Origin of the sequence: Coprococcus sp. AM11-30B, assembly GCF_027674365.1 — a bacterium.
Taxonomy (GTDB): Bacteria; Bacillota; Clostridia; order Lachnospirales; family Lachnospiraceae; genus Allocoprococcus; species Allocoprococcus comes.
Genome location: NZ_JAQDVB010000016.1, coordinates 12,349 through 39,270, shown reverse-complemented (window position 1 = coordinate 39,270; position 26,922 = coordinate 12,349). Strand labels below are relative to the sequence as shown.

General features: G+C 46.5%; 32 protein-coding genes and 1 tRNA gene. 10 read left to right on the top strand and 23 right to left on the bottom strand.

Translation table 11 applies throughout. The features are described from left to right. Positions 1–330 precede the first annotated feature (330 nt). The 9 genes from PGU50_RS11635 to PGU50_RS11595 all read right to left on the bottom strand — a co-directional run bounded on the left by PGU50_RS11635 (position 331) and on the right by PGU50_RS11595 (position 4,316). A complete protein-coding gene (locus PGU50_RS11635; protein ID WP_055262382.1) occupies positions 331–810 on the bottom strand; it encodes a hypothetical protein in 480 nt (159 codons plus the stop codon). 13 nt (positions 811–823) lie between these two features. Then, on the bottom strand, positions 824–1,108 hold the full coding sequence (locus PGU50_RS11630) for a hypothetical protein (protein ID WP_055262384.1): 285 nt from the start codon (positions 1,106–1,108) through the stop codon (positions 824–826). Between the two features lie 2 nt (positions 1,109–1,110). Then, complete coding sequence (locus tag PGU50_RS11625; protein ID WP_055168020.1) at positions 1,111–1,356, bottom strand: hypothetical protein; 246 nt, start codon at positions 1,354–1,356, stop codon at positions 1,111–1,113. Further along, complete coding sequence (locus PGU50_RS11620; protein ID WP_055168018.1) at positions 1,353–1,580, bottom strand: hypothetical protein; 228 nt, start codon at positions 1,578–1,580, stop codon at positions 1,353–1,355. Before PGU50_RS11620 ends, PGU50_RS11625 begins: the two co-directional genes overlap by 4 nt. Positions 1,581–1,771: 191 nt before the next feature. Further along, on the bottom strand, positions 1,772–1,945 hold the full coding sequence (locus PGU50_RS11615; protein ID WP_156058770.1) for a hypothetical protein: 174 nt from the start codon (positions 1,943–1,945) through the stop codon (positions 1,772–1,774). Between the two features lie 176 nt (positions 1,946–2,121). After that, entirely contained in the window at positions 2,122–2,388 is a 267-nt protein-coding gene (locus PGU50_RS11610) for a hypothetical protein (RefSeq protein ID WP_175306307.1), read from the bottom strand. A 610-nt stretch (positions 2,389–2,998) separates the two neighbouring features. Continuing rightward, on the bottom strand, positions 2,999–3,280 hold the full coding sequence (locus PGU50_RS11605; RefSeq protein WP_117786589.1) for a hypothetical protein: 282 nt from the start codon (positions 3,278–3,280) through the stop codon (positions 2,999–3,001). Between the two features lie 149 nt (positions 3,281–3,429). Next, positions 3,430–3,735, bottom strand: coding sequence for a hypothetical protein (locus PGU50_RS11600; RefSeq protein ID WP_270247012.1), 306 nt, complete (start codon positions 3,733–3,735; stop codon positions 3,430–3,432). Between the two features lie 323 nt (positions 3,736–4,058). Then, positions 4,059–4,316 carry a hypothetical protein gene (locus PGU50_RS11595; protein WP_175306233.1) on the bottom strand — a complete coding sequence of 86 codons (258 nt, stop codon included), beginning with the start codon at positions 4,314–4,316 and terminating at the stop codon, positions 4,059–4,061. Between the two features lie 147 nt (positions 4,317–4,463). On the opposite strand from PGU50_RS11595, the gene PGU50_RS11590 reads away from it, so the two are divergent. The 8 genes from PGU50_RS11590 to PGU50_RS11555 all read left to right on the top strand — a co-directional run bounded on the left by PGU50_RS11590 (position 4,464) and on the right by PGU50_RS11555 (position 10,242). After that, a complete protein-coding gene (locus PGU50_RS11590) occupies positions 4,464–4,844 on the top strand; it encodes a hypothetical protein (RefSeq protein ID WP_270247010.1) in 381 nt (126 codons plus the stop codon). A gap of 253 nt (positions 4,845–5,097) precedes the next feature. Next, positions 5,098–5,451, top strand: coding sequence for a hypothetical protein (locus tag PGU50_RS11585; protein WP_270247008.1), 354 nt, complete (start codon positions 5,098–5,100; stop codon positions 5,449–5,451). After that, positions 5,448–6,593, top strand: coding sequence for a phage replisome organizer N-terminal domain-containing protein (locus PGU50_RS11580; RefSeq protein WP_270247006.1), 1,146 nt, complete (start codon positions 5,448–5,450; stop codon positions 6,591–6,593). The genes PGU50_RS11585 and PGU50_RS11580 overlap by 4 nt, the downstream gene beginning before the upstream one ends. Before the next feature lie 131 nt (positions 6,594–6,724). Further along, positions 6,725–7,579, top strand: a complete 855-nt coding sequence (locus tag PGU50_RS11575) for an ATP-binding protein (RefSeq protein ID WP_270247005.1) — start codon at positions 6,725–6,727, stop codon at positions 7,577–7,579. A gap of 165 nt (positions 7,580–7,744) precedes the next feature. Further along, positions 7,745–8,191 carry a sigma-70 family RNA polymerase sigma factor gene (locus PGU50_RS11570; protein WP_118382994.1) on the top strand — a complete coding sequence of 149 codons (447 nt, stop codon included), beginning with the start codon at positions 7,745–7,747 and terminating at the stop codon, positions 8,189–8,191. After that, the gene (locus PGU50_RS11565) at positions 8,172–8,393 is read left to right on the top strand and encodes a helix-turn-helix domain-containing protein (protein ID WP_270247004.1); all 222 of its coding nucleotides are present in this window, start codon (positions 8,172–8,174) and stop codon (positions 8,391–8,393) included. The genes PGU50_RS11570 and PGU50_RS11565 overlap by 20 nt, the downstream gene beginning before the upstream one ends. A 130-nt stretch (positions 8,394–8,523) precedes the next feature. Further along, positions 8,524–8,712, top strand: a complete 189-nt coding sequence (locus PGU50_RS11560; protein ID WP_242991768.1) for a helix-turn-helix domain-containing protein — start codon at positions 8,524–8,526, stop codon at positions 8,710–8,712. Between the two features lie 21 nt (positions 8,713–8,733). After that, the gene (locus PGU50_RS11555; RefSeq protein ID WP_270247002.1) at positions 8,734–10,242 is read left to right on the top strand and encodes a site-specific integrase; all 1,509 of its coding nucleotides are present in this window, start codon (positions 8,734–8,736) and stop codon (positions 10,240–10,242) included. A gap of 210 nt (positions 10,243–10,452) precedes the next feature. Here the strand turns inward: PGU50_RS11555 and PGU50_RS11550 are convergent. The 6 genes from PGU50_RS11550 to PGU50_RS11525 all read right to left on the bottom strand — a co-directional run bounded on the left by PGU50_RS11550 (position 10,453) and on the right by PGU50_RS11525 (position 15,616). After that, positions 10,453–10,526 (bottom strand) — tRNA-Arg (locus PGU50_RS11550). Between the two features lie 582 nt (positions 10,527–11,108). Then, positions 11,109–11,987 (bottom strand): DUF3881 family protein, encoded by an 879-nt coding sequence (locus tag PGU50_RS11545; protein WP_270247001.1) that lies wholly within the window; start codon positions 11,985–11,987, stop codon positions 11,109–11,111. Positions 11,988–12,002: 15 nt separating this feature from the next. Continuing rightward, positions 12,003–13,283 (bottom strand): serine--tRNA ligase, encoded by a 1,281-nt coding sequence (serS, locus tag PGU50_RS11540; RefSeq protein WP_008371361.1) that lies wholly within the window; start codon positions 13,281–13,283, stop codon positions 12,003–12,005. Positions 13,284–13,403: 120 nt separating this feature from the next. Then, on the bottom strand, positions 13,404–13,946 hold the full coding sequence (locus PGU50_RS11535; RefSeq protein WP_270247000.1) for a DUF4446 family protein: 543 nt from the start codon (positions 13,944–13,946) through the stop codon (positions 13,404–13,406). 3 nt (positions 13,947–13,949) lie between these two features. Further along, positions 13,950–14,846: a ParB/RepB/Spo0J family partition protein gene (locus tag PGU50_RS11530; RefSeq protein WP_117836218.1), complete on the bottom strand. Its 897-nt coding sequence runs from the start codon at positions 14,844–14,846 to the stop codon at positions 13,950–13,952. A 2-nt stretch (positions 14,847–14,848) separates the two neighbouring features. Then, complete coding sequence (locus PGU50_RS11525; protein ID WP_117824052.1) at positions 14,849–15,616, bottom strand: ParA family protein; 768 nt, start codon at positions 15,614–15,616, stop codon at positions 14,849–14,851. A gap of 444 nt (positions 15,617–16,060) precedes the next feature. Between PGU50_RS11525 and PGU50_RS11520 the strand changes: the two genes are divergently transcribed. After that, on the top strand, positions 16,061–17,014 hold the full coding sequence (locus tag PGU50_RS11520) for an alpha/beta fold hydrolase (RefSeq protein ID WP_270246999.1): 954 nt from the start codon (positions 16,061–16,063) through the stop codon (positions 17,012–17,014). A 545-nt stretch (positions 17,015–17,559) separates the two neighbouring features. Here the strand turns inward: PGU50_RS11520 and rsmG are convergent. The 8 genes from rsmG to rpmH form a co-directional block, all read right to left on the bottom strand. Continuing rightward, positions 17,560–18,276, bottom strand: a complete 717-nt coding sequence (rsmG, locus tag PGU50_RS11515) for a 16S rRNA (guanine(527)-N(7))-methyltransferase RsmG (RefSeq protein ID WP_008371371.1) — start codon at positions 18,274–18,276, stop codon at positions 17,560–17,562. A 359-nt stretch (positions 18,277–18,635) separates the two neighbouring features. Beyond that, positions 18,636–20,528: a tRNA uridine-5-carboxymethylaminomethyl(34) synthesis enzyme MnmG gene (gene mnmG, locus PGU50_RS11510; protein ID WP_173826454.1), complete on the bottom strand. Its 1,893-nt coding sequence runs from the start codon at positions 20,526–20,528 to the stop codon at positions 18,636–18,638. Continuing rightward, entirely contained in the window at positions 20,494–21,873 is a 1,380-nt protein-coding gene (gene mnmE, locus PGU50_RS11505; protein ID WP_117824056.1) for a tRNA uridine-5-carboxymethylaminomethyl(34) synthesis GTPase MnmE, read from the bottom strand. The genes mnmG and mnmE overlap by 35 nt, the downstream gene beginning before the upstream one ends. A gap of 327 nt (positions 21,874–22,200) precedes the next feature. Beyond that, complete coding sequence (gene jag, locus PGU50_RS11500; protein WP_022220246.1) at positions 22,201–23,109, bottom strand: RNA-binding cell elongation regulator Jag/EloR; 909 nt, start codon at positions 23,107–23,109, stop codon at positions 22,201–22,203. Positions 23,110–23,122: 13 nt separating this feature from the next. After that, entirely contained in the window at positions 23,123–24,394 is a 1,272-nt protein-coding gene (locus tag PGU50_RS11495; RefSeq protein ID WP_117559189.1) for a YidC/Oxa1 family membrane protein insertase, read from the bottom strand. A gap of 51 nt (positions 24,395–24,445) precedes the next feature. Continuing rightward, positions 24,446–24,658 carry a membrane protein insertion efficiency factor YidD gene (gene yidD, locus PGU50_RS11490; RefSeq protein WP_008371384.1) on the bottom strand — a complete coding sequence of 71 codons (213 nt, stop codon included), beginning with the start codon at positions 24,656–24,658 and terminating at the stop codon, positions 24,446–24,448. A gap of 50 nt (positions 24,659–24,708) precedes the next feature. After that, on the bottom strand, positions 24,709–25,053 hold the full coding sequence (gene rnpA, locus PGU50_RS11485; protein ID WP_008371385.1) for a ribonuclease P protein component: 345 nt from the start codon (positions 25,051–25,053) through the stop codon (positions 24,709–24,711). Between the two features lie 58 nt (positions 25,054–25,111). After that, a complete protein-coding gene (rpmH, locus tag PGU50_RS11480; protein ID WP_022220244.1) occupies positions 25,112–25,246 on the bottom strand; it encodes a 50S ribosomal protein L34 in 135 nt (44 codons plus the stop codon). 239 nt (positions 25,247–25,485) lie between these two features. Here rpmH and dnaA point away from each other — a divergent pair, with 239 nt between their 5' ends. Next, positions 25,486–26,886: a chromosomal replication initiator protein DnaA gene (gene dnaA / locus PGU50_RS11475; protein WP_117559185.1), complete on the top strand. Its 1,401-nt coding sequence runs from the start codon at positions 25,486–25,488 to the stop codon at positions 26,884–26,886. Positions 26,887–26,922 lie beyond the last annotated feature (36 nt).

Sequence of the window (26,922 nt, the reverse complement as noted above, 5' to 3'; positions counted from 1 at the left end):
GACCGGCATACCAGCAAGCAGGTGAACCGTACACTCCATACATCCTGCATATCCTGCACGAAAAAAGGGCACCCTCCCGGATGCCCGTCCTTTCCCTATCCGAGGTCGATATACCTGCCGACCGCATCGGTATACCCTCCATGCGCAATCCTCCGCCCGCTCGGGTTCTTCCTGACGAATCCCGCTTCCTTGCGGTCGAGATAATAGCGGTGGTTGCACACACGGCACCACCCGGCAAGCTCCCTTCCGCCGCGAACCAAGTTGAACGCTTCCGCTGGCAGCACACGCCCGCACCTAGGACAGCGCTTCTTTGTTGGCAGCATCCTTTTCCTAAACCTCCTCCCCGGCATCCGTCAGCTCATGGACAAGCCATTCCGCTCGAAGCGGTTTCTTCTCTTTTTTCCCGTCGTGCGCGACGTGCAGCCCGTACACGTCATACGACCACGCTCCGGCAATCCCGACAATCAACCAATCGCGTCCGTCCCCTCCGTAAAGGGTCTCACCGAACATGACCGGCTTGCCGTCTGCGCAAAGCATCTGCCCCTTCGCCATTCGCTTCTCTCGCCTGCATTTGCGCTTGTAGGCAGCATCAAGGCGTTTGAATGCCCCTCTCTTCGAGTTCTCCATGCTCCTCTGATACTCCCCCTTGAGGTTCAGAAGCTCTTCCTCAAGATTTGCCGCTTCCGAAGCCGAATCGACCAGACGGTTCAACAGTGCCAATGCCCCGTCCCTCATCGCCCCGTCAAACGCCTGCTCGACGGCATACCTCAGAAGCCGCACGTCCTTCTCCTCGATTTTCTCCTTGCCCATATTCATCCCTTCTCTAGCGCCGTCCGAACGGCTTCCCCATGTCATACCAGCTTCGTCCCTCGTAGCCGCGTCCGCACCCGTAATGGCCGATGACCCTCCACCCGGAAAGGTCGAGGTCGTAGAGCCTTGTAAGCTCCTCTCCATACGTTCGCTTTCCCTGCCGCACAAGCTCCTCGTCGCTTGCGTTTATGTACAGTTCCCCGTACCGCTCGAACACGTACTCGACCCGCTTGCCACTACCGATAACATCCCCTGCGCAGACCTGCCACGGGCGCAGGGGCTTACTCCCCGCGCCCATCCTTACGGCTCCAAGTAAATCTCGACCATGATGCAACGCTGCGTCTCGTCCTCGCAGGAAAGCCAGGACGGGTTCAGTGTGAAAGAACTCACGTCATCCTCCCCATGCTGCAAGACCAGCCCGCGTTTGCCAAAGAAAGTCGCTCCCGTTATGAGTCCAAACTCCCATTCCTCTGGATAATGGACGCGAAAGCGGTAACAATCCCCTTTCAGGCTATCCATCAACTCCTTGACCTTCATTCCGCTCATCCCTCGTCCTCCTCATTTTTCAGCTCGATACAGATGGTCGGCTCGACCTCCATGAGCGGGAAGATATAGCCGACCTCCCTTTCAAGGATTTGCGGGTGTTCGTCAGGGTAGAACTCCTCCGCATCGCCTAGATAGTGCTCAATCGTAGTACCCGTCGAATCATAGCTTCGAATCGCGATTTCACCCTGAATGTAAGTCTCCTCGAACAGCTCCCCGAGCGTCATGCTTCCTCCTCTAGCCGATTCCGTGACCGAATATGCGGGCATCCGTGCAGGCATCCTCAAAAAGACTGTAATCGCCGTCAAACCCGAACCTATGACAATAGCGCTCGATGAGCCTTTCGTACCTATCGTAGTCCTCATCGGCATATGCCCGGTTCACTCGGTCGATTGCCCTGCGGCGCTCCTCCGTGTCTTTAGGCTGCATAGCGACTCCCCGCAAGCTCCACGCCGTAACGCGGTGCGATACGGTCGCAGACGGCATCGAGCGCATCCTCGTCCATCCGTGCCATCAGCTCTTCGCAAAAACCCTCCCAGCCAATCGCGTCCACGAGGACGTTGACCTTCTCCGTAACATCCAAAGTAGCCATCTTGAAGTCCCTTCTGCCTTTGGGAAGCTCTGCTTGCCGCCCCTCTTGCTGTCTATAAATATAGCAGACTGGCATACCAGCAAGCAGGAAAACACGATATGAGCGGGAAACTCCATACCTCCTGCATATTATACATAGCAAAAAGGCACCCTTTCGGATGCCCTAAATGCCTATGGTTAAAGCCCTACCCTCCAAATCTTTTCCTCGCCCGTGAACGTATCTGTGATTACGCATCTGCCGCCCGCCGCATACTTGAGACCATTCGGCAGCGCTTCCGCCGCCCTGCGGCACCTCGTCCAAAAACTCAGGTACCCGTTTCCGCTGAACCCAACGGCAATCTCATCGTCGAACTCATCCATCGCATCTTCCGCCGGTTCCGATTCCAGATAGAGTACCACGCCGTTTTCGTTCTCTCGCGTGTAGTGGTATCTCGCCATACTCATGATTCCTTTCCGTCTACTCGGCAAGCCCGTTAACTTGCCTACCTGATAACCAGCATTATAGCATACCAGCAACACAGTACCTCTCCTAACTAAGGTTTCACGCCGTCTCCATGGAACTCGGGTCATTAGGGGCGAGCAGCCCCTAATCTGAGGGAGCGCAAGCGACCGCGCCACGGAGAGACCCTGCGAAACCGTAGCGTGTCAAGAAAAACCAACCTCCCGTCGCGGAGCCACCGACCCTCCTTTCCCCGCCCTTACCGAGCCGCTGCGGCGTGCCCCGCTTTGCCGCGCCTGCGGCCTATGGTTTCCCGAGAAGAAGGGGTTTTCAACATTCCGATGGGCGGAGGGTTCCTAGACTGACCCGGAGCCTGTCGGAATGTTGGAAACCCCGGCAGGTCTGTCCCCCGTTTCCACCAAGTAGAAGGCTTTTCCGCGCTTTCAATGGCCGGAGGGTTCCGAGACCAACCCGCAGGCTGTTGGAAGGGTGGGAAAGCCGCCCCCCCGAGTCCCCGTTCCCGCAACGCCCCGCGCCTTCATGCCGCCCGCATGGCGGCTCCCGAAAAGCCAAAGAAAAAGGGCACCCTCCCGGATGCCCCGTGCTGCCGCCGTCTCAATCCTCCACGTAATCAATCAAGTCTTCCACGCCATCAATAGCAGTGGGGTTTTCCAATGTGCCCATCGAATAATCGTAACCGTAGTAATCGGCAACATCTAGGCACGCCTTGAGGACGTGCTCGGCAAGATACAGCTCGTCGCTTTCAATCTTTTCGATGGCGAAACGCTTCAAGTCATCGTAGGACGTGATATCGGCACCATCATCCATGAGCACAGGAACGATATCCTCCAACGTCTCCCCGTTTGCAATCCGCCTGTCAAGCTCCGCACGCTTCATCCTAAAGTCCTTCCTGCCATGGGGCGGCTCCGCTGCCGTCCCCTCTTGCTGTCTATAAATATAGCAGACCGGCATACCAGCAAGCAGGTGAACCGTACACTCCATATATCCTGCATATAAAAGCATGAATGAACACGCAGGTAGCGTGCCTAAATCTTGTACTCGCAACTGCCGTATTCCAGACGGAATACATCATCCATGATGCCATCCTCGCTGTCGGGCACAAGCCTGACGAGACGGATGGTCTCATCCTCAGCATCGGAGCACAGTTCGATGATGAAACCGTCAAATCCCTCCCGCTCGCATCTTGAGACCATCCAACTTTCCTTGCAGTACGCTTCTGCAACGGCAAAGGCATCAAGCGCAGCTTCTCGACGCTTTATCTTCGCCTTGAAGCTCTCCTCCACCCCGTCACCGCCACTGCAACGACTGATGGAAAGCGTGTATCCGTCCATGTCTGTTCCTTCCCTTCACGAACCGCTGCCTGTAACCCTTATGCAGCCTGAGACGGTCGGCGAGCAGGGCTTCCCTTTTTTCGACGGGATTGTCTTTCACATTGTCAGGCATATTTTCCACCCTCTGCTCCCTTCTGGCTAACTAACAATAAATATAGCAGACCATCAAACCACAAACACGGCAAGCCATAAAACCATCATAACAATGCAGAGAAAAAAGGGCACCCGCGCAGGATGCCCCTTCTCATCTCACACGAACGGATTGGTGCAGCTGGAAGAATGCCGGACGCTGATTAAGGAAGTCCTTCAATATCTTGCCACCTCTATCTGGCACCAAGGAGCGCGATGAAGCCAACAAGTGCGATAAGGGTGCCTAGAACGCAGGCCGTCGCAAATCCGAGTGCCGCCATCTTCGTTCCCTCCGGTCGGTACGGCGCGTTGATGTTCATCAGGGATGCGGCGAGAATCCCGACGATGCCGCCGAGGAAGCCGAGGAAGAAGAAGCCTGCCTTCTGCCCGCTTGTAAGCGCGCGTTCCATCGTCATCAGCATCTGGTCTTTCCCTGCATCCTTGGAATACATCTGCCCAATTCCTTCCTTTTTCTTCGCAAAACCGGGGCACGGTGCCTTCGCCCCTGTTCCGGCACCGCGCCCTGCCGGAATCTTACCATCCTCCGCGCGTTATGGCACAATCTGTTCAGGGATGCCGTCAAGTAGGAAGGAAGAACCATGGCTACCATTCAAGATTTCGAGGAGCGTATCGAGAAACAGAAGGCGGAACTCGCCAAACTCGAAGCGAAGAAAAAGGAACTTGAAAAGAAGATTCGCGAGCGGAACCGGAAGTGGCGCTCTCTGGTCACCCATTCCGCTGGTGAAAGTGTGCTCTCCGCCGTCGGTTGCGCTTGGCAGGAACTCAACCTCGACGCACTCGACCGATTCCTTGCGAGCCATGCAGACGAGGTGAGCGACATGCTCACCGCCCACGGAAGTACCCCGGAGGATGCCAAGGCGCGTCTCGATGCACGCAAGAAGAAAACGGTAAAAACGGAGCCTGTCGCTGATGGTGGGTTACAGGCAGCGGAACCGGATAGCGAAAACTCCGACTGGTAACAGAAAAGGGAGCCGTGTGACCGAAATCACAGGCTCCCTTTTCTCCTGCCCGCACTCCGAGATAAAAGCAACAGGCAGAAAGGACTTTCGCTACTGTAACACAGCGCACCGCCGCACGGGACGCGAATCTGGCAGAACCATCTCAAAACGCGTGTCTAATTGTGAAAGAAGCATGAAATCTGACTGGAAAAGTCCACAAAACAGGACAGATATAGTAAAACATAATCACAGATTGCAAGCAGAAAGGAACACCATGGATTTCAGCAGCTACTACTACTACATCCCCTTGAACTTCTACGAGACACCTGAGATGACGCTCATCGACCATGAGCCGAATGGGGACTCCGCGACCGTACTCGTCCTCGCCCTGGCTAAAATCCACACGCGCACAGTCACGAAAAACGATGACGGCACGTTCACCATCGTGACCGATGACGGCACGTTCACGGATACCGAAGTCATGGATATGCTCTCCTCCTTCGGCTACCGGGCGAATCGCGCCAAGTACACTCATGCCCTCGCGGTTGTCGCGAGGTTCCCACCCTTCGACCACCTCGCCTACTCCGAAGCCGAACGCGATAAGAAGACCCCGGAGGTGTACCAATGAAGCTCCGAGGAGCGTGGCGCAGGGACTACAGTGAGTTCTTCGACACGCAGGAAGCCCTACTCATCGACGCGATGGACAATGCGGACTCCATCTACACCGTCTTCGCCCGTCTACAATCGCTTGCGGTGAAATGCGGCTGCGCCGGGAAGCTCCTTCTCCACGAAAGCGTTCCCTACACCGACGAGATGCTTGCTGCGGTCACCAAGAAGACCGTTCCCGCCTTTCGGCAATGTGTGCAGCCGCTCGTGCAGCTCGGCCTTGTCATCTGCGAGGATGGCATCTACGCCATCGCGGACTGGGAGTTCAACCAGAACGTCCCGGCAATCGACGCAATGCGCGAGGGAAACCGCGTGCGCAAGGCTTCGGAGCGCGCCCGTAAGAACGGAAAGGGAACCCGTCAGGTGAAGAAGGATAAAGTGCTCGCATACCTTTCCGAGCATCCGGAAGCCACGAACACCGAGGTTGCCGAGAAGACCGGAGTGAGCCGCCCCTCCGTCATCAAGTACCGCAAGGAATATGCGCCAGCACTTCCAGCCCCAAAAGGCGGAAAAATCGTAAAAGATGACGGCACGAAAGTTGACACTGTAAAAATTGACGGTGTAAAAGTTGACAGTTTTGACAGCAAAGTTGACGTCAATTTTGACGTAAAAGTTGACAGTGATTTTGACACTGGTTTTTACACTGACGCAGACGGTAAAAGCGCAGGTAGACAATCTGCACGGGCTGAAAATGAAGCTGTAAAAATTGCGTCACGCCCTAAGAATATAGATGATAGATATAAGAATACATCTACATCTACAGCTATAGCTGATGGGGAGGGAGCGACAGATTCTGGAATCCCGACAAGGGAGGAAGTACGCTCGCACTTCGCAAAGATGGGATTCGCAGTTGACCCCGACCGTTTCTTCGACGTGAACGAGGGGCGCAGCTGGCGCACGAACTCCGGCAAGCCCGTCGATGACTGGAAGAAGCTCGCCGCAGTCTGGGACAGGAACGAGCACCCGAAAACCGTTACCCCTCCCGCACGCACGGAACCGAAGGCCGATGCGGTCGTGAAAATCCCCTCCGTCGAGGAGGTCATGGCGAAATGGGGCTGTGACCGGGAGACGGCTCAGGGATATATCGACGAGAACATGTACTAGAAATGCCCCTGAGAATGTCTGAGAGCCTGCCTATGACACGTTAGATGTCATGTGGCAGTAACTGCCCGAACAAGACTACAAAGTCCCGTAGACAGGCTCTCAGACAGGGTAACGCAGAAAGGACGAGGTAAATGAACGAAAACGTAACGAAAACCAAGGAGCAGGACGGACAAAAGCCGGGCGAGGACTATCGCGACGCGGACGGCATCCTCGTCTGCGGGAAATGCGGAGAGCCACGCGAGCGGATGTTCCCGGCGGGCGGAATCTTCAAGGAGCCGCACCTTGTTCCGACCATGTGCCGTTGCCAGAGGGAGGAAGCGGATAGGCAGCGTGAGGAAACCGAGCGGGCGGAGAAAAGGCGCAGGACGGAACGGCTAAGGAAGCAGTGCTTCCCCTCATCCGGCAGGTACGCCTTCTGCACCTTCGATGCCGATGACGGCAGGAACGCGGCTCAGAGCACCGTCTGCAAGGCATTTGCCGCGACCTTCGACCCAAAAGACCCGGAGGGGCTTGTCCTGTACGGGAAGCGCGGCACGGGCAAGAGCTTCCATGCGTCCTGCATCGCGAACGCCGTCATCGAGCGCGGGTTCTCCTGTCTCGTGACCGATATCAAGCAGGTCGTGAACCTGATGGAATCCTCCTTCGAGAAGCGTTCCGGGAACCTTGAGAGAATCCTCGCCCCAGACCTCCTCATCCTTGAAGACCTCGGTGCCCAGCGCTCCACCGAGTACGTCATGGAGCACGTCTACGACGTTATCGACGGACGCTACAAGGCAGGGAAACCGATGGTGATAACGACGAACTTCGACTTTCGCGAGAGAATCCTGAACGCCACGGCAGATGACCCGTGGGGACGTGTCTTCGACCGCATCGTTGAGGTCGGGTTCCCGGTGAAGTACGACGGCAACTCGCGCCGTCGGGAAATCGGAATGAAGAACCGCAAAGATTTCAAGCGGAAGTTGGGAATCGAGGGGATAGAATCGTAGCGGAGCGGTTTTTAAGCATCAGCCGCTTCTTCCTGATTCTGGTGCCGATTTCCTTCCCGGCACCGTCCCCGCGCCCCGTAGCGTATCGACGCTGCGGGGCTTTCTTTTTCCTCTTGGCAGGAAAGGGCACGGAAATCGTGCCTATACCGAAAGGAGGAAAAAAAGATGACGAAAGAGAAAGCGAACCGTAACGAAGTGGTCGGCATGTTCCTGACCTATTGCCGGAAGACCCTCGTGAACGCGCGGACGGATGTTTTAAGGGAGCGCAAAAGGAGACGCAACCGCGAGGTGCTGTTCTGCGACCTCAGAAGGAGCGAACTTGAAAGCCTTGCGGACTGGCAGGACGTGCCGGAGCGGGAAACCGTATTCGATGCCGCCGGAAAGCCTATCGGCGTGACAGATAAAGACCTCGCGGATGCGCTGGAAAAACTCTGCCCAGAGGAGCAGGCAATCATCCTGCTTTCCTATTTCGCCGGCTGGTCGGATAGGCGTATCGGTGAGGACATGGGGTTCCCGCGCTCCACGGTACAGAACCGTCGCGCCCGTGCGCTCGCCCGTCTTGCGGACATTCTGACGGAAGGGGGTGACCCGCATGGCAAAGACAAAGATTGACTACGATACCGTCGTTGCCGCGACAAGCGGAGATGCCCTTGCCGCCGGGGCGGTACTCGATTACTTCAACGACTTCATGGACGGACTCTGCACCGGGTTCTACACCGATGCGGATGGTTTCTGGGACTACGGCATCGACCTCTCGATGAAATCGTTTATGCAGGCGAAGCTCTTGCGTGCGATGTTGAGGTTTCAGCCGTAAAAGACGCTACTTGTAACAAGTAAAACCAGAAATAGGGAAAACCAGCAAACCAGAAAACTACTTGACCAGCCATGGTATAATAAAAATGTCAAGCGGTTGTCTGGTGCCCTTTTTCCCAGAAAGGAAAATTATGGCATCGGAACACAATCGAACCGAAGAGAAGAAAACCTATACGGTAGGCGAAATCGCCGAAATGCTGGGCATCAGCGACAAGGTGGCCTATACTCTCGTGAAGAGCGGGCAGTTCAAGTACGTCCGCGTCGGCAGAGCCATTCGGGTATCCAAAAGCTCCTTCGACAGTTGGTTGGAACCAAATTAACCAACAAGGAGAAGATTCGATATGGCAGCAATCAAGCAGAGAAAAACAAAGTATTCCGTTATCTACTGGTATGTAAATGAACAAGGAGAACGGAAACAAAAATGGGACACTGTGGATACGATTGGCGAAGCAAAGAGCCGCAAGGTCTTTGTAGAGTTCTATCAGGAGAAATACGGACAGGCCATCGTTCCTAACGAGGAGACGTATTTTCAAAGAGTAGCTGATGAAAAGGCAAAAATGGGGAAAGAAGGCGGAACCGATGAGCACGATAGCGACTCGGAGTCGATTCAAAGAAGAACCACGACCCCGAAAAGCGCGGTAACGCCGCAAAAGGACGATATCACATTCAGCGAGTTCCTAAAGCACTATGTGAAAGTGTACGGAACGTCGAAATGGTCTATGAGCACATACAGCGGAAAGACCGGACTGATAAGGAACTACATCGACCCATATATCGGGGATAAGAAGCTGTCTGAAATCACCACGGAGTGCCTTTCAGAGTATTACAACGACCTTCTCTCCGTCGAGCGCGTTCCACCGGCCAACCGAAAAAAGACTGGCGAATGTGTCGCGCCTTCCGGCGTGAAGAAGATTCATGACGTTATCCGCTCTGCACTCAATCAGGCGATGAAGTGGAACTATCTCGACCCGATGATGCAGAATCCGGCAAAACTTGCCACCCTGCCGACGATGAAGAAAACGAAGCGAAAGGTGTGGAGTGTGAGCACGTTTCGCGAAGCACTTCCAAGAGTCGAGGACGATATTCTGGCTCTTGCCATGAACCTCGCTTTTTCCTGTTCGCTCAGGGTGGGGGAGATAACCGGTCTCACATGGGACTGTATTTTCATAGACGAGGAATCTATTGAAAACGGCAACGCTCGCATCATTGTCAACAAGGAGGTTGCTCGTGTTTCCATTGAAGCCTTGCAGAGACTCAACGAGCGGGACGTGCTCGTCACGTTTCCCGCTCAGAAACCACACTGCACCACTAGGCTCGTACTCAAGACCCCGAAAACCGAAACCAGCACCCGTGTGGTATGGCTTCCGAAAACCGTGGCGCACATGCTCGTGGAGCATAGGAAAAATCAGGAGGAACTAAAGGAGTTCCTTGGAGCGGATTACCATGACTACAATCTTGTGGTTGCCCTTGAAAACGGAAATCCGGTGGAGAGCCGCATCATCCGAAAGCGCCTGCAAGTCTTTTGTGACACGACAGGATACGAACGTGTGGACTTCCATTCGCTCCGCCATCTCTCCACGAAGTATAAACTCAAACTGACACAGGGCGATATTAAATCCGTCCAAGGAGATACTGGTCACGCCGAAGCCCAGATGGTGACAGACGTTTACTCGGAAATTGAAGACGAGAACCGGCGTGAGAACGCGGCTCGCATGGAAGCCGACTTCTACAGCCCTACCGCCAAAAATGGGAAATCATCAGCAACAGAGGATATCGGCGAAGCTCTGGCGGCTATACTCAAGAACCTGTCACCTGAGCAACTTGCGGCTCTTGTCTCCGCTGCCCGTTAGCAGTGGTTGTTAGCAAGCTGTTAGCAAATCGTCCCAAATGTCGCGCCCGACGCACGGGTAGATATTTTTTGTTAGCAAACAATAGAAACGGAAAAACAGAAAGACGGCTATACCGAAAACTGGAATACCAGCCGAAAACGGTGCAGCCGTCCGAAAAGGAAAAATGCCGGAAACCCTTGAAAAATCAGGCTTCCGGCGATTTTTACCGCACGTCCCAGACAGGAATCGAACCTGCGGCGTTTCGCTTAGGAGGCGAACCCTCTATCCTACTGAGGTACTGGGACACATCATATTCAGTTAGCAAAAGGTCTTCGTCCCAACAAGCGCTTAGGAGGCGAGTGCTCTATCCAGCTGAGCTATGACGACACATGCCGAAAACCCTTGATTTTACTGGGTTTCTGGGATTTTTCCCTTCGGCCATATATAAGATTATCAACTCTTTTTCAAGTTGTCAATCTACAGATTTTTTTGCTTTGGTAACATTAGAACGTTCCCCAAATTGGGGAATGCTTTGTTGTCACCTTTAGCATTATTCAGAATAGATTCGAACTGAAAGTTGTTTTTCATTTTTTCACTTTGGGGAATGCCTCGGCTTTCTCTTAGGAGACACTTGTTATATTCATTTAACTAATAGAACATACACATATATCATACCGTTTGAACATGAAAATGTCAAATGCTTTTCTAAGAGAATAATTATGGGATAATTATGGTGAGGTAACAAAGCGGGATTTTGTATGTGAAATAGCTTTTATAGGACTTCTTTATGTAAAGTCGAATGTTCTGAAGCGCATATACAAAAAGCACGACTAATTTTCAATTAAAAGAAATTTGGTCATGCTTTTTATATAAGTCAAAATTTTTTCCTAAAAATTAATATGCCCTTGCAGCCAGATTTGTGCCTTCAGCCGTCTTCCAATTGCCGGTTCGCCAATTACCTTTTCAACCGGTACGCATACATCAAATTGAAGCTCATTGGTTTCAACTGTAAGAACATAAAGTTCTTTCCCAGTAAGAAGATTTTCAATGGTATCGATATTCAGAATCTCACCAAGGATCGCATACTGGTCACATTCAAGACCAGATGGCATAAAATGTGTATCGACAATGCTGTAAATATCTTCCCCACGGATTCTTTTTGATACTGCGGCATAGGTGTCGATGTCGTCAAGCGTAAGGCTTTCAATGGCATCGGGATTCCCTTCCTTTGCTGCGATCATGAGCATCATCCGGTTGCGGAGCTCTTCCGCTCTCTTGTCCGCAGCGCCTGTATCCTTTGTGACCGGAAGCAAAATTTTCCCACTTAAGGCGAGCCCGGAAAATGTTACAGAGATTGAACTTTTGTTCAGACCGCCGAGAGTGGCTTCTTTTATGTATTCCATTCCGTTTTGAATATGGAAAATGATACTGCAGCCGAGCTTTACATCCTCGCAGACACCAACATAGGTCGGTGAGAAGGTTTTCTGTTCTACTGCAATATCAGCATAAGAGCTGACTCCACTGCCTGAAAAATATGGGAAATAGCATTCTCTGCGGAACGCTTCATCATTTTCATCGATAAAGCCGTAGGAAGAAATGCCTATTCCGTTGCCGTATTCCCTGCGAAGCTCACAGAGATCTGTGTGTTCGTCCAAGGCAATACGGTCATATCCGGAAAAATTCTTTTCGGATTCAAGAAGAATCTGATACCATTCGCGTTCAGATGCGATATCGTGGAATCCGATAGCGTTTAAATATTTATGCAAAATTTACCTCGTTTTCTATCTGATTTCAGACTTACCGCCCATGTATGGACGAAGTACTTCAGGAATGCGGACAGAACCGTCTGCCTGAAGATTGTTCTCGAGAAATGCGATCAGCATTCTCGGAGGAGCTACTACTGTGTTGTTCAGTGTGTGTGCGAAATATTTGTTTCCGTCACTTCCTTTTACACGGATGCCAAGACGTCTTGCCTGTGCATCACCAAGGTTAGAACAGCTTCCTACTTCAAAGTATTTCTTCTGTCTTGGAGACCATGCCTCTACGTCACAAGATTTTACTTTAAGGTCGGCAAGGTCACCTGAACAGCATTCCAGTGTACGAACCGGGATATCAAGAGAACGGAACAGATCAACAGTGTTTTTCCATAATTTATCATACCATTCTTTGCTTTCTTCTGGTTTGCATACAACGATCATTTCCTGTTTTTCAAACTGATGGATTCTGTATACACCACGTTCTTCGATTCCATGAGCTCCTTTTTCTTTACGGAAGCATGGAGAATAAGAAGTCAGTGTCTTTGGAAGTTCAGCTTCATCAAGCATGGTATCGATGAATTTACCGATCATAGAATGCTCGCTTGTTCCGATCAGATATAAGTCTTCGCCTTCAATTTTGTACATCATAGAATCCATTTCGGCAAAGCTCATAACACCTGTAACAACGTTGCTTCTGATCATGAAAGGTGGGATACAGTATGTGAATCCACGATCGATCATAAAGTCACGTGCATAAGAGATAACTGCTGAGTGAAGACGTGCAATATCTCCCATCAGATAATAGAAACCATTTCCGGCAACCTTTCCTGCACTTTCAAGATCGATTCCGTTGAATTTTTCCATAATTTCTGTATGGTATGGGATTTCAAAGTCCGGAACAACCGGTTCGCCAAATTTTTCAATTTCAACATTCTGGCTGTCGTCTTTACCGATCGGTACAGATGGATCGATGATATTTGGGATAACCATCATATCTTTTTTGATTTTTGCTTCAACTTCTTTTTCTTCAGCAGAAAGTTCTTCCATACGGGCAGCGTTTTCCTGAACTTTTTTCTTAAGCTCTTCTGCTTTCTCTTTTTCGCCATGAGCCATGCATGCACCGATTTCTTTGGAAACTTTATTTTTCTCAGCACGGAGTGCTTCTACTTCGCCTTTGATTTCACGGTTTCTCTTGTCAAGTTCGATTACTTCATCTACAAGTGGAAGCTTTTCATCCTGGAATTTTTTCTTGATGTTTTCTTTTACAACATCTGGGTTTTGTCTTAAAAATTTAATATCTAACATAATTGTTCTCCTGTCTTATTCCTTTATTTTTATATCTTATGATGTGAGTGGCAAAAGTAAATTTTTCCACTTACATCATCTTATTCTATCACCTGAGGATTATCAAGGGATTTAGGCAAATTACTGTGGTTTGATCGCATCTTGTACATCCGGATCATACATTTCCTGGTAAACGGCCTGATCTAGTGATTCGGCCTCTTCTTCAGAGAGCTCAATGTAACTTTCACCACGCACAATTTCTTTTATATAGGTGTAACAGCCATCTCTGCTGTGCATGGAATTGAGGATCCATCCATTGTTGTCGTTGTCAAGCGTTGTGAGAGCGAAGCTGAGTTTTCCACCCATTTCACCGAAAGCATCGTATTTTACAATACCTACTTTCTGGTAGCTGCTTCGCAACGCACGATACAATATGCGGATGTCCGCTTTGTTTTCGTGGGCAATATTGGAAAGTTCATCGAGTTCATCGAATCTTGCACTGAAGCTTTCTTCGAGCGTTTTACCGTCCTGTCCGCGCATGAATACGTTATAGCTCGATTTCAGACGGTTGTATTTCATATTGACATTAATATAAAGAAGAAACATCAATATGATCAGCATGATAAGAAAAAGAAATATATACGCCGGATCAATTCCAAGTGACTTTAGAATTTTACTTTCCATATATTATTCTCCTTCCTGTATTGACATTAACAATTCAAATATACGTTCCAGATCGTTGTCCGAATAATATTCAATTTCAATTTTGCCTTTTCCATTTGCTTTATGATTGACATGGACTTTGGAACCGATGATTGATTTTATACGTTCCTCCAGATCTTCATATACAAACGCATTCTGGATAACAGGCTTTTCTTTTTCTTTTTTTGGCTTTTTCAGTTCTTTGACAAGTTTTTCGGTATCCCTGACACTGAGCTTTTCATCAAATACTTTATTGGCAAGAATGTACTGCTGTTCTTTATCCTCGATTGCAAGAAGAGCACGCGCATGCCCGGTTGAAATCATGTCATCAATGATCATCTGCTGTACTCTCTCGTCCAGCTTTAGAAGACGCATGGAGTTTGTTACAGCAGTTCTGCTCTTTGAAACGCGCTCAGCTACCTCGTCCTGCTTCAGACTGAATTCATTTAGCAGACGCTTGTATGCCTGCGCTTCTTCGATTGGATTCAGATTTTCACGCTGAATATTTTCAATAAGAGAAATCTCAACGATTTCCTGATCCGTGTATTCTTTAATGATAACAGGGACCTCTTTGATACCGGCCTGCTTTGCTGCACGCCAGCGACGCTCGCCGGCGATGATCTCGTAGTAATCGTTCCGCTTCTGAACAATCAGAGGCTGAAGGATTCCAAACTGTTTGATTGAATCAGCAAGTTCCAAGAGAGCATCTTCCTCAAAATGTTTTCTTGGCTGGTCACGGTTTGGCTCCACATCATTGATCTTCATCATGATTGGACCGGCATTCACTACTTCTTTTTTAGCTGGTGCAGTATGCTTTGCGGTTTTGTTTTCTTTGATTAAACTATCCAGACCTTTTCCAAGTCCGCCTCGTTTTGCTGTCATGCTTACTCTTCTCCTTTATGAATTACTTCATCTGCTAATAACATATAACTTTCAGCTCCTGTTGAACGAGGATCATATAAGTTGATTGGCAAGCCATGACTTGGGGCCTCTGCAAGTCGTATATTACGTGGAATGATAGTTTTGTAAATTGTCTGATCAAGATTATCTTTTACATTTTCAACAACTTGAAGAGAAAGATTGGTTCTGGCATCATACATAGTAAATACAACACCTTCCATTTCAAGATTTTCATTTAATCTTTCTTTTACAAGCTCGATTGTTTTAATCAGCTGGCTCAATCCTTCTAGTGCATAGTATTCACATTGAATTGGAACCAATACTGTATCTGCTGTAGTCATTGAATTGATTGTCAGCATACTAAGTGAAGGTGGGCAGTCGATAATGACGTAATCGTAATTACTTCTTATCTTAAGCACCTCATCTCTTAAAATGTATTCTTTGTTCTCGGTCTCGAGTAACTCTATTTCGGCGCCAGATAGATCAATGTTTGCGGGAATTACGTCGAGATTTTCAATTGCTTCTTTGTGTAACACTTGCTCTATAGTGGCTTCGCCAATTAAAAGATCATATACAGTATAGTCAACATTATCCTTATCTATACCAAGACCGCTGGACATATTACCCTGTGGATCCATGTCGATTGCGAGAACTTTCTGCCCTTTCGCCGCTAAACACGAGGATAAATTGATCGCTGTTGTAGTTTTTCCAACGCCACCCTTTTGGTTGGCAACGGCAATTATTCGTCCCATTGCAATTACCTCCTTTCTAATAGTGTGCAAATATATATGAAGTTTTATTTACATCTAGATATAATTGTAACACTAAACTTTATCTAAATCTACTAAATGTTTCACGTGAAACATTTATTTCGGCATTTTTTATAAATGCGGGAATGTTTCACGTGAAACATTCTACATAAAGTGAAATATAAAAATGTATGAAAAATATTTTAGATAAATGAAAATATATTTGGCTATGAGCAGCTGAAAAAGGAGAGATAAAATGTTTCACGTGAAACATTTTGTCGAAAACCAAGGAACAATAACATGATGTAAATCTTTAAACTGTGAGGAGATTATGGTATACTTATCTATAAGCCGCAAGGTAAAATATTATACAAAAACAGATATTATTTGCGAGTATAATCTTGCTGAATCTGGACAAAAATGATTCGGAGAAGGGAGCAATTGACGATGAAAAATAAATTGAAAAGTTGTGCGGTTTTAGCAACACTTGGTGCGATTACAATCCATCTGATAAATAAAACACTTATAGAAATGGCAACAAAAGACAGCTTGTTAAACTCATCTGAGGGAAATTATTATGACTGGAGATTTGGAAAAATCTATTATAGAAAACAGGGAAATGGTAAACCACTACTGCTACTTCATGATTTGGATGCAGAAAGCTCTGGCGTAGAATGGAAAAAAGTAGCGGCAATTCTTGCAGAAAAGTATACTGTTTATACCGTGGATCTGCTAGGTTGTGGACGATCTGAAAAACCAAATATTACTTATACTAATTTTCTTTATGTGCAAATGCTGACGGATTTTATTAAACATATCATTGGCGAAAAGGCAGATGTTGTGGCTACGGGAGAATCGGCTGCTATTGCAGTTATGGCATGCGGAAATGATGAAAACGTGATTGGAAAGATTTGTATGGTGAATCCACTGTCACTTACGGAACTTGCAAAATGTCCGAATAAGAGAACCAAGACGCTGAAGTTCCTTATCGAAATACCGATTATTGGTACGCTACTGTACAACATTATTCATTCAAGAGAAGCGATTGATGAAAAATTTGTGGATAAGTATCTGTATGACGAAGATACGATAGATTATCAGATGACGAAGATATACCATGAATCTGCTCATAATGAAAACGCACATTCAAAATATTTGTTTGCAAGTATCAAAGGAGGATATACAAAGACAAATATTTATCATTGCATTCGCAAGGCGACAAATAGTATCTGCATTATCTCTGGACAATATGATGAAAACAGTATTGAGATTGCTAAACAATATCAGAAGCATGTGCCTGCTATAGAATGCATGTGTATAAAGGATACGAAACATCTTCCACAAATTGAACAACCGGAAGGATTCGCAGAACAGCTGGATATCCTTTTCTCTGCTGAATAATATAAAGTACTTTCAAGTACACATTATAGCCAAATGCGGGATGTACACCGAAATGTACATCCCGCATTTGGCTATATATGGCTCTTGATCAACTTTTGCGATTATCTAATAGCAAACAGAACTGGTACTTAACTGGTACTTATTCTACTCATGAACACCATGAAAACCGACATGCAACTCTGGGAATTTCTATGGAAATTGTCTTTCTCTGAAAAACAAAACAGAAGGATGATTATTGGGCTTTTTGTAGAAATAATCAAGCTAAATGAAAATAAAAAATCAGATTTTAAGCGGGTAAAAAATTGAACTTACCCGCTTTTTGAAATGAAATAGGAAAACAAATTTCTGGCAGAACTGCATACAAAAAAATAAAAATACATTTTCAATGCATACAAAAAATTGAACTATCAAAAATACAAAATAGAATAAACTATAACAATTAAAATTGAACTATTATAAAAAGAACTAATAGCAGAAGTTCAAGGTAAAGAAAAAAAGTTCAATTTCCATTGCGGCATATACAGACTACAGGTATGTATAGCTGTTTATCCGTGGATAGGTTCTTTGGAAGGAAGTCCTGCTTTTCGAGGAAACTTCTTCCCGGTAGGCTTGATTTTTTTGATCTTTACAAATGAACGGCTAATATCACTGCCTGGAAGCTGGAATACAACTGGTTTATTTTGTGTACCTCCAAGGACATGTACTGCGGTTTTTGCAGCGGAAAGTTCATCGACAATATCACCGGATTTGTAAGAAACAAAGAATCCACCAACTTTTACATAAGGGAGGCAGTATTCGGATAATGTAGATAAATTGGCCACTGCACGTGAAACACAGAGGTCAAACTGTTCCCTGTAGTCTGCCTGACGGGCAAAATCTTCTGCTCTGCCGTGGATTGTATGGATATCCGTAAGATTTAACTCTTCAATTACACTGTCAAGGAAACGGATTCTCTTATTTAAAGAGTCAAGCAACGTGATTTTCAGGTGCGGAAAGGCGATTTTTAAAGGAATTCCGGGGAATCCAGCGCCTGTTCCTATATCGATCACGGTTTGAACTTTACTGATATCCAGGGCCTTTACTAATGCAAGGCTGTCGACAAAATGTTTTTCGTTTACTTCTTCGTACTCGGTGATACCGGTGAGATTCATAACCTTGTTCCATTCCACCAGCATTTCGTAATATTTATCAAACTGATTAAACTGGGTCTGCGTTAATGTGATACCTAATTCTGCAAGCTGTTGCTCAAATTTTTTACTCATATTGCTCCTTTTTCCCCTAAAAGTACACATCTTTGCGGAAAATAAACAGTAATTTACACTGTTTTGCACCAAATAGGTACACAATTTCTGAGAAGATAGCACCTTAAAGGTACACGATAAAGTGATAATGTTTTAAAAAAAATACAATCATGCACCTAAAAGGTATACGAAAAGATGAAAAACATACTTTTTGCCCTATAAAGTACACGATAAAACCATTTCTTTGAAAATAGATGTGTACTTTTTGGGTGATGCCCTCAAAAGTACACATCTATATAAAGGGAAAAACAGAAACCAGAAATAATGGATTCTGTAATATCCCAAAAAAGATCAAAATACAGGTCTGGTTATCTGGTGGTCTAATGTCCTAGATATACCAGTAATACAGAAATATCGGCAGGTGAGACACCGGAAATACGGGATGCCTGACCGATGGAAAGCGGTCGGAACTGCTTTAATTTCTGCACAGCTTCGATTCGCAGGCTCGGAACAGCATCGTAATCGATATCTGCCGGTATTTTCCTGGTTTCAAGCTTTTTAAACTGTTCTACCTGTTTTAACTGGCGCTTGATATAGCCTTCATATTTGATGTTGATATCAATTTGTTCCACAATCTCTCGGCTGAAGCGTTCTGTTCGCATATGGTCGATAGGTTCGAGAAGCTCATAATTCAGCTCAGGACGCTTAATAAGCTCAGCAAGTGTAGATCCTGAAGTAAGAGGCGTACTGCCGCAATTTGTGAGAAAATCCGTGATTTCCTGGGAAGTTCCAACGTTGGTATGCTCGAGCCTGTGGATCTCCTTGCGGATGATTTCTTCTTTGTCTAACAACATCTGGTATCTCTCGTCTGAAATAAGCCCTATTTTGTGCCCTATTTCGGTTAGTCTCTGATCGGCGTTGTCCTGGCGCAGGAGTAACCGGTATTCGGCACGTGAAGTCATCATACGATATGGTTCGTGGCTTTCTTTTGTAACCAGATCATCGATCAGAACACCGATATAAGCCTGGGAACGGTCTAAAATTAACTGTTCTCTTCCAAGGACCTCCAGTGCGGCATTGATTCCGGCAATAAGTCCCTGAGCGGCTGCTTCTTCATATCCCGAACTTCCGTTGAACTGACCACCGCTGAACAAACCATGAATAGATTTGAACTCAAGTGTCGGATGAAGCTGCCTTGCATCGATACAGTCATATTCAATTGCGTAAGCATTTTTAACTATTTTTGCGTGTTCAAGACCAGGCACACTTCTGTACATTTCATATTGAACATCCTCTGGAAGTGAACTTGACATTCCGCCGATGTACATTTCATTGGTTTCCAGACCTTCTGGTTCAATGAACACCTGATGCCGTTCTTTATCGGCAAATTTTACAATTTTGTCCTCGATAGACGGACAATAGCGTGGTCCGGTGCCTTCGATCATACCGGAATAAAGTGGGGAACGATCCAGGTTTTTACGGATGATCTCATGGGTTGTAGGATTGGTATAGGTAAGCCAGCAGGAAGCCTGCTCAATCTGCACATCTTCTGGATCCGTTGTGAACGAAAAAGGTACGACCCTCTCGTCGCCGAATTGCTCTTCCATTTTGCTGAAATCAATGCTGCGCTTGTCGATACGTGCCGGTGTACCGGTTTTGAAGCGGTACATCTTAATACCAAGCTCCTTCAGACAGTCGGTCAGATAATTTGCTGCCTGCAGCCCGTTTGGACCGGTATGCGTGCTGACATCACCGTAAATGCATCTTGCCTTCAGGTAGGTTCCGGTACACAGTACAACGGCCTTGCAGCGGTATATAGCACCAGAATAGGTCTGAACGCCCGTTACAGAACCATCTTCCACAAGGATATTGACGACTTCACCTTGCCGGATCTCCAGGTTCTCCTGGTTTTCCAGCGTCTGTCGCATGGTATTGCTGTATTTGTTCTTATCTGCCTGGGCGCGCAGGGAATGAACGGCAGGCCCTTTAGATTTATTCAGCATCTTTGACTGAATAAATGTCTTGTCGATGTTCTTTCCCATTTCACCGCCGAGCGCATCCAGCTCACGTACCAGATGCCCCTTTGAGGTACCGCCGATATTCGGGTTGCATGGCATCATGGCGATACTTTCTACACTTACGGTGAAAACAATCGTTTTCAGACCGAGTCTTGCGCAGGCAAGGGCAGCTTCGCAGCCGGCATGTCCCGCACCAACTACAACGATGTCGTATGCGTCTTTATTTTCCCATACAGAATTTGCTGAATATTTCATTTACTAAATCTTCTCCTATCGTCTCTCCGGTAATGCTTCCCAGAGATTCATATGCATCCATTAAGTCAATTGTGAAAAAGTCTTCCGGCATCTGGTTTTCGATGCTCTCTTCTACCTTTTTCAGGCTGGAAAGTGCATCGGCAAGAGCTGTTTTGTGTCGGATATTGGTGATATAAACCTCATCGTTAAATGAGATATCACCGTGATAAAACATCTCTTTTAAAGTAGATTCCAGTTCATGGATCCCAGTCTCCTCTTTTGCGGAAATATCGATCATTGGCTTAGTTATCAACGTTTCTAATGCCTTTTTATCAACAACTGTGGATAAGTCACTCTTATTCAGTAGTATCACAGCTTTCTTATCCCGGATCATCTCGATGATCTCGTGATCATTTTCATCAAGAGGTCTGGATGCATCGACCACATAGATGATCAGATCGGCTTTTTCTGCATTTTCTTTTGCTTTATCCACACCGATCTTCTCTACGATATCAGAGGTATCGCGGATTCCGGCGGTATCCATGATGTTTAAAGAAACGCCCTGAAGCTGGATATTTTCCTCCAGAACATCTCTTGTGGTTCCGGCAATCTCGGTTACGATTGCCTTTTCTTCGCCTACCAGAACGTTCATCAGAGAGGATTTCCCGGCGTTCGGTTTCCCGACGATAACCGTCTTGATGCCTTCTTTGATGATACGTCCGTCATCGGCAGTATCCAGAAGACACTGGATTTTCTGCTGCAGATCCTTTACGATGCCCAGGAGACTGTCACCATATCCGTCTACGCTGATATGCTCTGGATCATCAAGTGCACTTTCGATAAAAGCGGTATGGTAAAGGATTACTTCACGGATTTCTTTAATCTTATTGTGGACAGAGCCTTTCAACTGGTTTACCGAGCTTTGTAGTGCATAGTCATTCTTGGAGCTGATGATATCGATCACGGCTTCGGCCTGTGACAGATCCATTCGGCCGTTCAGAAAAGCCCTTTTGGAAAATTCACCCGGTTCAGCAGGTCTTGCACCGTATTTGATCACGGTTTCAAGTATCTTTCTTGTGACAAATACACCGCCGTGACAGTCGATTTCCACAGTATCTTCACCGGTGTAGCTGTGCGGCCCACGCATTAAAAGAACCAGCACTTCATCAATCGTCTGCTCTCCGTCCATGATATAGCCATAGTGAATGGTATGACTTTTTTGTTCGGACAGAAGCTTCGGGCTTTTGCCTTTGTAAATTTTGTCAATAATAGAAAACGCATCTTCTCCGCTGAGACGCACGATTCCGATTCCGGAATTAGTCATTGCTGTGGAGATTGCTGCGATTGTGTCTGTTTTAAATCCCATTTTATTGCTTCCTTCTATACTTTTGTAATAAATGCGATGTTATCATTTTACCCCGAAAGCTGTCAAAATGGAAGTGCCTATTGTGAAGAGTAGAAAAAAACCGCGTTACTGTTCACAGTACCTGTGACCAGCAACGCATCTCGCCATTTTAAATCGCCTTTGGCGATGGGCGAGATGCCATTTAAGATAAAACGTGCATCCTCCGTGCCAATCAGCGTAGTGATTGACACGGGAGTGAACAGTAAAAAAACCGCAGCCATTAAATGACTGCGGTTTACTGTGAATGATTCAGTTATAACGGTGTATGCAACCAATTTGCGTTACTGTTTAACGGCGGTTCGGTGTTACAACAACACGTCTGTATGGTTCTTCGCCCTCGCTGTGGGTAGAAACTCTGTCATCAGCCTGCAGAGCGGAATGGATGATTCTTCTTTCATAAGGATTCATCGGCTCCAGTGAGATCGGCTTTCTGCTTCGTTTTACTTTGTAAGCGATATTCTTTGCGAGATTTTCAAGAGTCTGTTTTCTTCTCTTGCGGTAGTCTTCTGTGTCGAGTTTGACACGTACATAACCATCCTGTGACTTGTTGGCTACACGGTTGGTGAGGTACTGGAGAGAATCCAATGTCTGTCCACGCTTACCGATCAGGATACCCATGTTGTCACCGCTCATCTCAATTGCAAGAGCACCTTCTTCATCAATGGAGGATACGATAGTTACTTCGCCCATTCCCATTGCCTGAAGAACTTCCTGTAAGAATTTTTCACAGATCTTCTGTGTCGCTTCTGTTACAACGGCTACATGAAGTTCTTTCTTTTCTTCATAAACCGGAGCTGCTGCTGTTACGGCAGAGGCTGTTTCTGTTTTGTTTTCTTTTACAAATTCTTTCTTAGGCTCTTTTTTGAAGTCCTTTTTCGAATCTTTTTTGTATTCTTTGTGTTCTTTGTACTCTTTACGTTCTTTGTGTCCAACGAATTCCTTGCGGTCTTTTCGGAAATCCTTCTTGAATTCTTTTTTGATCTCTTCCGGTTTGATTTCTTCGGCTTTGATTTCTTCTGTTACAGTTTTTTTGATACGGGCACGGATAACTGCCTGACGGCTTCCGATTCCGAGGAAGCCTGCACTTCCTTTTTCAATCACGTCATATTCCATCTGATCACTTGCTACGCCGAGCTGGATAGAAGCTTCTGTGATGGCATCGTCTAAAGTTTTTGCTGATACTGTAATCTCATTCATTTGACTTGTCCCCCTATTTCTGGCCTTCGTTAAAGCGCTTTACAAGGTTTGCTTTGTCTGCAAGACTTCCTGCCTTTGCATTTTCATTTTTCTTCTTGGCTTCTTCAAGCTTTTCTTCAAGTTCTTTTGTCTGAGCAGCTGTTCTTACCGGCTCATGAATGTTTTTCACGTTCTTATGAGCCATTTTGTTTACATTGCTTGCATCCACTTCGTTTTTGTTCTTGCGTTTTTTAGCAGCATTTTCCATATTCTCTTTGATCAGTTCATCCATCGGAATCTTATTCAGATGTTTGTTGATAAAGAACTGCTGTACCATACGGACAACGGCACTTGCAACCCAGTAGATTCCAAGACCTGTAGGTAATGTGAAACACATAAATACAGATACAAGAGGAAGGGTAACGTTCATTGTCTTCATGGTTGAAGCCATCTGGTCAGCCTGCGGATTGTTCGTAACTGCAGTTGTCTGCTGAGAAAGCTTCACGCTCAGGTACTGGGAAAGTCCTGAAAGGACAGGAATCAGCACTGCCATGATCACAATTCCCCATGCGCCGGCTTTTACACCGTTGCTAATGAGGTTCATAGGAGTTTCCGCAATGTTAAGTCCAAGGAAGTTATTCATGGACTTTAATGTATCGACGGTGCTGTCGATCGTAGGCTGCAGATCCGGAAGCTTCTTGCCGAGAGTTTCCCAGGTTGAAGTCTGGAATTTGTACAGTACGTCGATCAGTACGTTTTTATCAGAGTAATCATATTTGGAGGCGGACATAAGGATCGGTTTTGCTTCGCCGATCTTTTCCATGACCTTCTGCCATCCATCCTGTGCCATGATAGAGGTAAGAAGCGGTGTGTATACCGCTTTAACCTGCCCAACATAAGCAGGGATGTTGCGGATTACATAGTACATTGCCCAGAGAATTGGGAACTGGATAAACATACTTAAGCATCCGCCGGTCGGTGATACTCCGTATTTTTCATAAACCAATTGTGTTTCTTCCTGCATCTTCTGCATGGAAGCCTGATCATTTTTTCCTTTGTACTTCTGCTGAACCTTCTGGAGCTCAGGGTTCATTGCAGCGGACATCTTGGAAAATTTCTGTTGCTTGATGGTGAGCGGCATCAGTAAAGTGTAGATGACAATTGTCAAAAGAATAATACATACACCCAGGTTGTGAATGCCGATTAAATCCATTACCCGGTAAATACCATCCATGATCTTACCGAGCAGCCAGGCAGCCTGTCCGATGATTGGTGTGCTGACCTGTGTCATTAAAATTCCTGTCATAACCTTTCCTCCATAAACATTTCCGTCCCGGTATTTGGACGGCCTATAGGTTTAAGGCACCGGATCATATCCACCTTTGGCGAATGGATTGCATCTGAGGATTCTCCATACGGTCAGAAGGCCTCCTTTAAACGCCCCGTATTTTTCAATCGCCTCCAGCGCATATTCTGAGCAGGTTGGAATGTAAATACAGTGGGTATATACCTTCATAGGTGATAAATATTTTCTGTAAAAACGAATCAAATATAATAATATCTTTTTCATAATTTCAGTGCCTCGTAGTGTATATCCGTCTTCTCGATATACTGAACTGGCTAATTGCAGTCCGAATAAATGTGATGAAGTTTGCCCAGATGGATGAGAGCGCTTTCAATCTCATGGTATGACCGGTCTTTGGCGGTCGTCCTTGCGATGATCACGATATCATATCCACATTGGAACTGTTCTTCGTGTAACCTGTAACTCTCACGGATCAGCCTTGTTAAATGATGTCTTATGATGCTGTTCCCAACTTTTTTGCTGACGGAAATTCCGACGCGGTTGCGTCCGAGATCATTCGCCAGGAGATACATTACAAGGTACTTGTTGCCATAAGGTTTTCCCTTTCTGTATACAGACTGGAAATCCCTGTTTTTCTTCAATGATTCGGAAAATTTCATACTTTATTCTCCCGATTTACATAAATTTGCATAGAAGAAAAGGCCACATATATGTGACCTATGCTGATAATACTTTTCTTCCTTTTGCTCTTCTTGCTGCAAGAACTTTTCTTCCACCTGCTGTGGCCATTCTTGCTCTGAATCCATGAACTTTCGCTCTGGAACGTTTCTTTGGCTGGAATGTCATCTTCATTGATATCCACCTCCTATCGATTCCTTCTTATATGAATAGAAGCTTATTTACGTTTTTAAGACATCGTACTTCATTATAATCAAAAAAGCTGTCTCCGTCAAGCAGTTTTAATAAAGTTTCGACCCTTATTTTAAGGAAATTATGAATAAGTTTATGGTTTTTGATTGATTCTGAAATCGTTTTAAGGTAGAATATAAGAGTATGATTATGCTTATTTTGAAGATGAATGGGGCAGGAATATGGACGTCATAAAAGAAAAATGGGAAGAGATCATTCAAAAGCTAAAAGTAGAATATTTTCTATCGAACATTTCTTTTGAAACGTGGATACGCCCGCTGGAGGTATATGAGATCAGAGGCAACACTCTGTATCTTACCGTTAATTTTAAGGCGAGCATCGAACACATTCAGAATAAATATCTTCTTCCGCTTAAAGTATGCATCGCGGAAGTTACCGGGACAGAGTATCAGATTAAGTTTATTCCCAGAGATCTGCCGCGCGAGCAGCAGCGCAGATATCTGGAGAAGACTGCGCCCGTAAAAGAGAAGACACATAAGCATAAAGAGGTAAGCCCGATAGCTGAAAAAGCGAATCTGAATCCGAAGTATACGTTTGATACCTTTGTGGTAGGAGGGAATAATAATTTTGCACATGCCGCATCACTGGCAGTTGCCGAATCTCCCGGTGAGGTTTACAATCCTCTGTTTTTATATGGTGGGGTAGGACTTGGCAAGACCCATCTGATGCATTCGATCGCACACTACATACTGGACCGGGAACCATCGAAGAAAGTCCTGTATGTGACAAGTGAGACATTTACCAATGACCTGATCACGGCGATCCGCAACGGAAAGACCGGCAACGATCTGGCGATGAATGCATTCCGCGATAAGTACCGCAATAATGACGTACTTCTGATCGATGACGTACAATTCATTATCGGCAAAGAAAGTACACAGGAAGAATTTTTCCATACGTTCAATCATCTGCACAATGCCGGAAAGCAGATCGTCATTTCCAGCGACAAACCGCCAAAGGATATGACGACACTGGAGGCGCGTCTGCGGACAAGATTTGAATGGGGACTGATCGCAGATATTTCGGTGCCGGATTACGAGACACGTATGGCGATTCTTTATAAGAAAATAGAACTGGACCAACTGGAAAGATATCAGATTCCGGATGAGGTGATCCAGTATATTGCGATGAACATCAAGACCAATATCCGGGAACTGGAAGGCTCACTTAACAAGCTGATCGCATTATACCGGATCGGTGGAAGAAAGAACTTTGATGTTTCTCTGGCGGCAGAGGCACTGAAGGATATGATCGCACCGGACGAAAGCCACAAGGTGACGCCGGAGCTGGTTCTGGATGTTGTCTCCGATCATTTTAATGTTTCCGTCTCTGAACTTAAGGGGAGTCGGAGAAATGCAAGAACGGCCGGAGCCAGACAGATCGTGATGTACCTGTGCAGGCAGATGACGGATGCGTCTCTTCAAAGTATCGGTGATCTGCTCGGAGGGCGTGACCATTCCACTGTGAACCACGGTGTGGACAAGATTGCCCGGGATGTGGAAAAAGATGAGACTTTGAGAAATACGATCGAGATCATTCAGAAGAAAATCAGCCCGCTGTAGAAAAGTTTTCCATGATCTGCCAGGGAAGAAAAAGAA

Coding starts and splice junctions, on each gene's coding strand:
- rnpA (WP_008371385.1), bottom strand. CDS start 25,053: ATGAAATTTTCCGAATCATTGAAGAAAAACAGGGATTTCCAGTCTGTA.
- PGU50_RS11620 (WP_055168018.1), bottom strand. CDS start 1,580: ATGACGCTCGGGGAGCTGTTCGAGGAGACTTACATTCAGGGTGAAATC.
- PGU50_RS11615 (WP_156058770.1), bottom strand. CDS start 1,945: ATGGCTACTTTGGATGTTACGGAGAAGGTCAACGTCCTCGTGGACGCG.
- PGU50_RS11600 (WP_270247012.1), bottom strand. CDS start 3,735: ATGGACGGATACACGCTTTCCATCAGTCGTTGCAGTGGCGGTGACGGG.
- yidD (WP_008371384.1), bottom strand. CDS start 24,658: ATGAAAAAGATATTATTATATTTGATTCGTTTTTACAGAAAATATTTA.
- PGU50_RS11495 (WP_117559189.1), bottom strand. CDS start 24,394: ATGACAGGAATTTTAATGACACAGGTCAGCACACCAATCATCGGACAG.
- PGU50_RS11570 (WP_118382994.1), top strand. CDS start 7,745: ATGACGAAAGAGAAAGCGAACCGTAACGAAGTGGTCGGCATGTTCCTG.
- PGU50_RS11610 (WP_175306307.1), bottom strand. CDS start 2,388: ATGAGTATGGCGAGATACCACTACACGCGAGAGAACGAAAACGGCGTG.
- PGU50_RS11585 (WP_270247008.1), top strand. CDS start 5,098: ATGGATTTCAGCAGCTACTACTACTACATCCCCTTGAACTTCTACGAG.
- jag (WP_022220246.1), bottom strand. CDS start 23,109: ATGAATGAGATTACAGTATCAGCAAAAACTTTAGACGATGCCATCACA.
- PGU50_RS11530 (WP_117836218.1), bottom strand. CDS start 14,846: ATGACAGCAAAACGAGGCGGACTTGGAAAAGGTCTGGATAGTTTAATC.
- PGU50_RS11525 (WP_117824052.1), bottom strand. CDS start 15,616: ATGGGACGAATAATTGCCGTTGCCAACCAAAAGGGTGGCGTTGGAAAA.
- PGU50_RS11560 (WP_242991768.1), top strand. CDS start 8,524: ATGGCATCGGAACACAATCGAACCGAAGAGAAGAAAACCTATACGGTA.
- rsmG (WP_008371371.1), bottom strand. CDS start 18,276: ATGAGTAAAAAATTTGAGCAACAGCTTGCAGAATTAGGTATCACATTA.
- PGU50_RS11555 (WP_270247002.1), top strand. CDS start 8,734: ATGGCAGCAATCAAGCAGAGAAAAACAAAGTATTCCGTTATCTACTGG.
- mnmE (WP_117824056.1), bottom strand. CDS start 21,873: ATGGGATTTAAAACAGACACAATCGCAGCAATCTCCACAGCAATGACT.
- dnaA (WP_117559185.1), top strand. CDS start 25,486: ATGGACGTCATAAAAGAAAAATGGGAAGAGATCATTCAAAAGCTAAAA.
- PGU50_RS11630 (WP_055262384.1), bottom strand. CDS start 1,108: ATGGGCGCGGGGAGTAAGCCCCTGCGCCCGTGGCAGGTCTGCGCAGGG.
- PGU50_RS11580 (WP_270247006.1), top strand. CDS start 5,448: ATGAAGCTCCGAGGAGCGTGGCGCAGGGACTACAGTGAGTTCTTCGAC.
- serS (WP_008371361.1), bottom strand. CDS start 13,283: ATGTTAGATATTAAATTTTTAAGACAAAACCCAGATGTTGTAAAAGAA.
- rpmH (WP_022220244.1), bottom strand. CDS start 25,246: ATGAAGATGACATTCCAGCCAAAGAAACGTTCCAGAGCGAAAGTTCAT.
- PGU50_RS11625 (WP_055168020.1), bottom strand. CDS start 1,356: ATGAGCGGAATGAAGGTCAAGGAGTTGATGGATAGCCTGAAAGGGGAT.
- PGU50_RS11565 (WP_270247004.1), top strand. CDS start 8,172: ATGGCAAAGACAAAGATTGACTACGATACCGTCGTTGCCGCGACAAGC.
- PGU50_RS11590 (WP_270247010.1), top strand. CDS start 4,464: ATGGCTACCATTCAAGATTTCGAGGAGCGTATCGAGAAACAGAAGGCG.
- PGU50_RS11535 (WP_270247000.1), bottom strand. CDS start 13,946: ATGGAAAGTAAAATTCTAAAGTCACTTGGAATTGATCCGGCGTATATA.
- mnmG (WP_173826454.1), bottom strand. CDS start 20,528: ATGAAATATTCAGCAAATTCTGTATGGGAAAATAAAGACGCATACGAC.
- PGU50_RS11605 (WP_117786589.1), bottom strand. CDS start 3,280: ATGAAGCGTGCGGAGCTTGACAGGCGGATTGCAAACGGGGAGACGTTG.
- PGU50_RS11595 (WP_175306233.1), bottom strand. CDS start 4,316: ATGTATTCCAAGGATGCAGGGAAAGACCAGATGCTGATGACGATGGAA.
- PGU50_RS11575 (WP_270247005.1), top strand. CDS start 6,725: ATGAACGAAAACGTAACGAAAACCAAGGAGCAGGACGGACAAAAGCCG.
- PGU50_RS11635 (WP_055262382.1), bottom strand. CDS start 810: ATGGGCAAGGAGAAAATCGAGGAGAAGGACGTGCGGCTTCTGAGGTAT.
- PGU50_RS11520 (WP_270246999.1), top strand. CDS start 16,061: ATGAAAAATAAATTGAAAAGTTGTGCGGTTTTAGCAACACTTGGTGCG.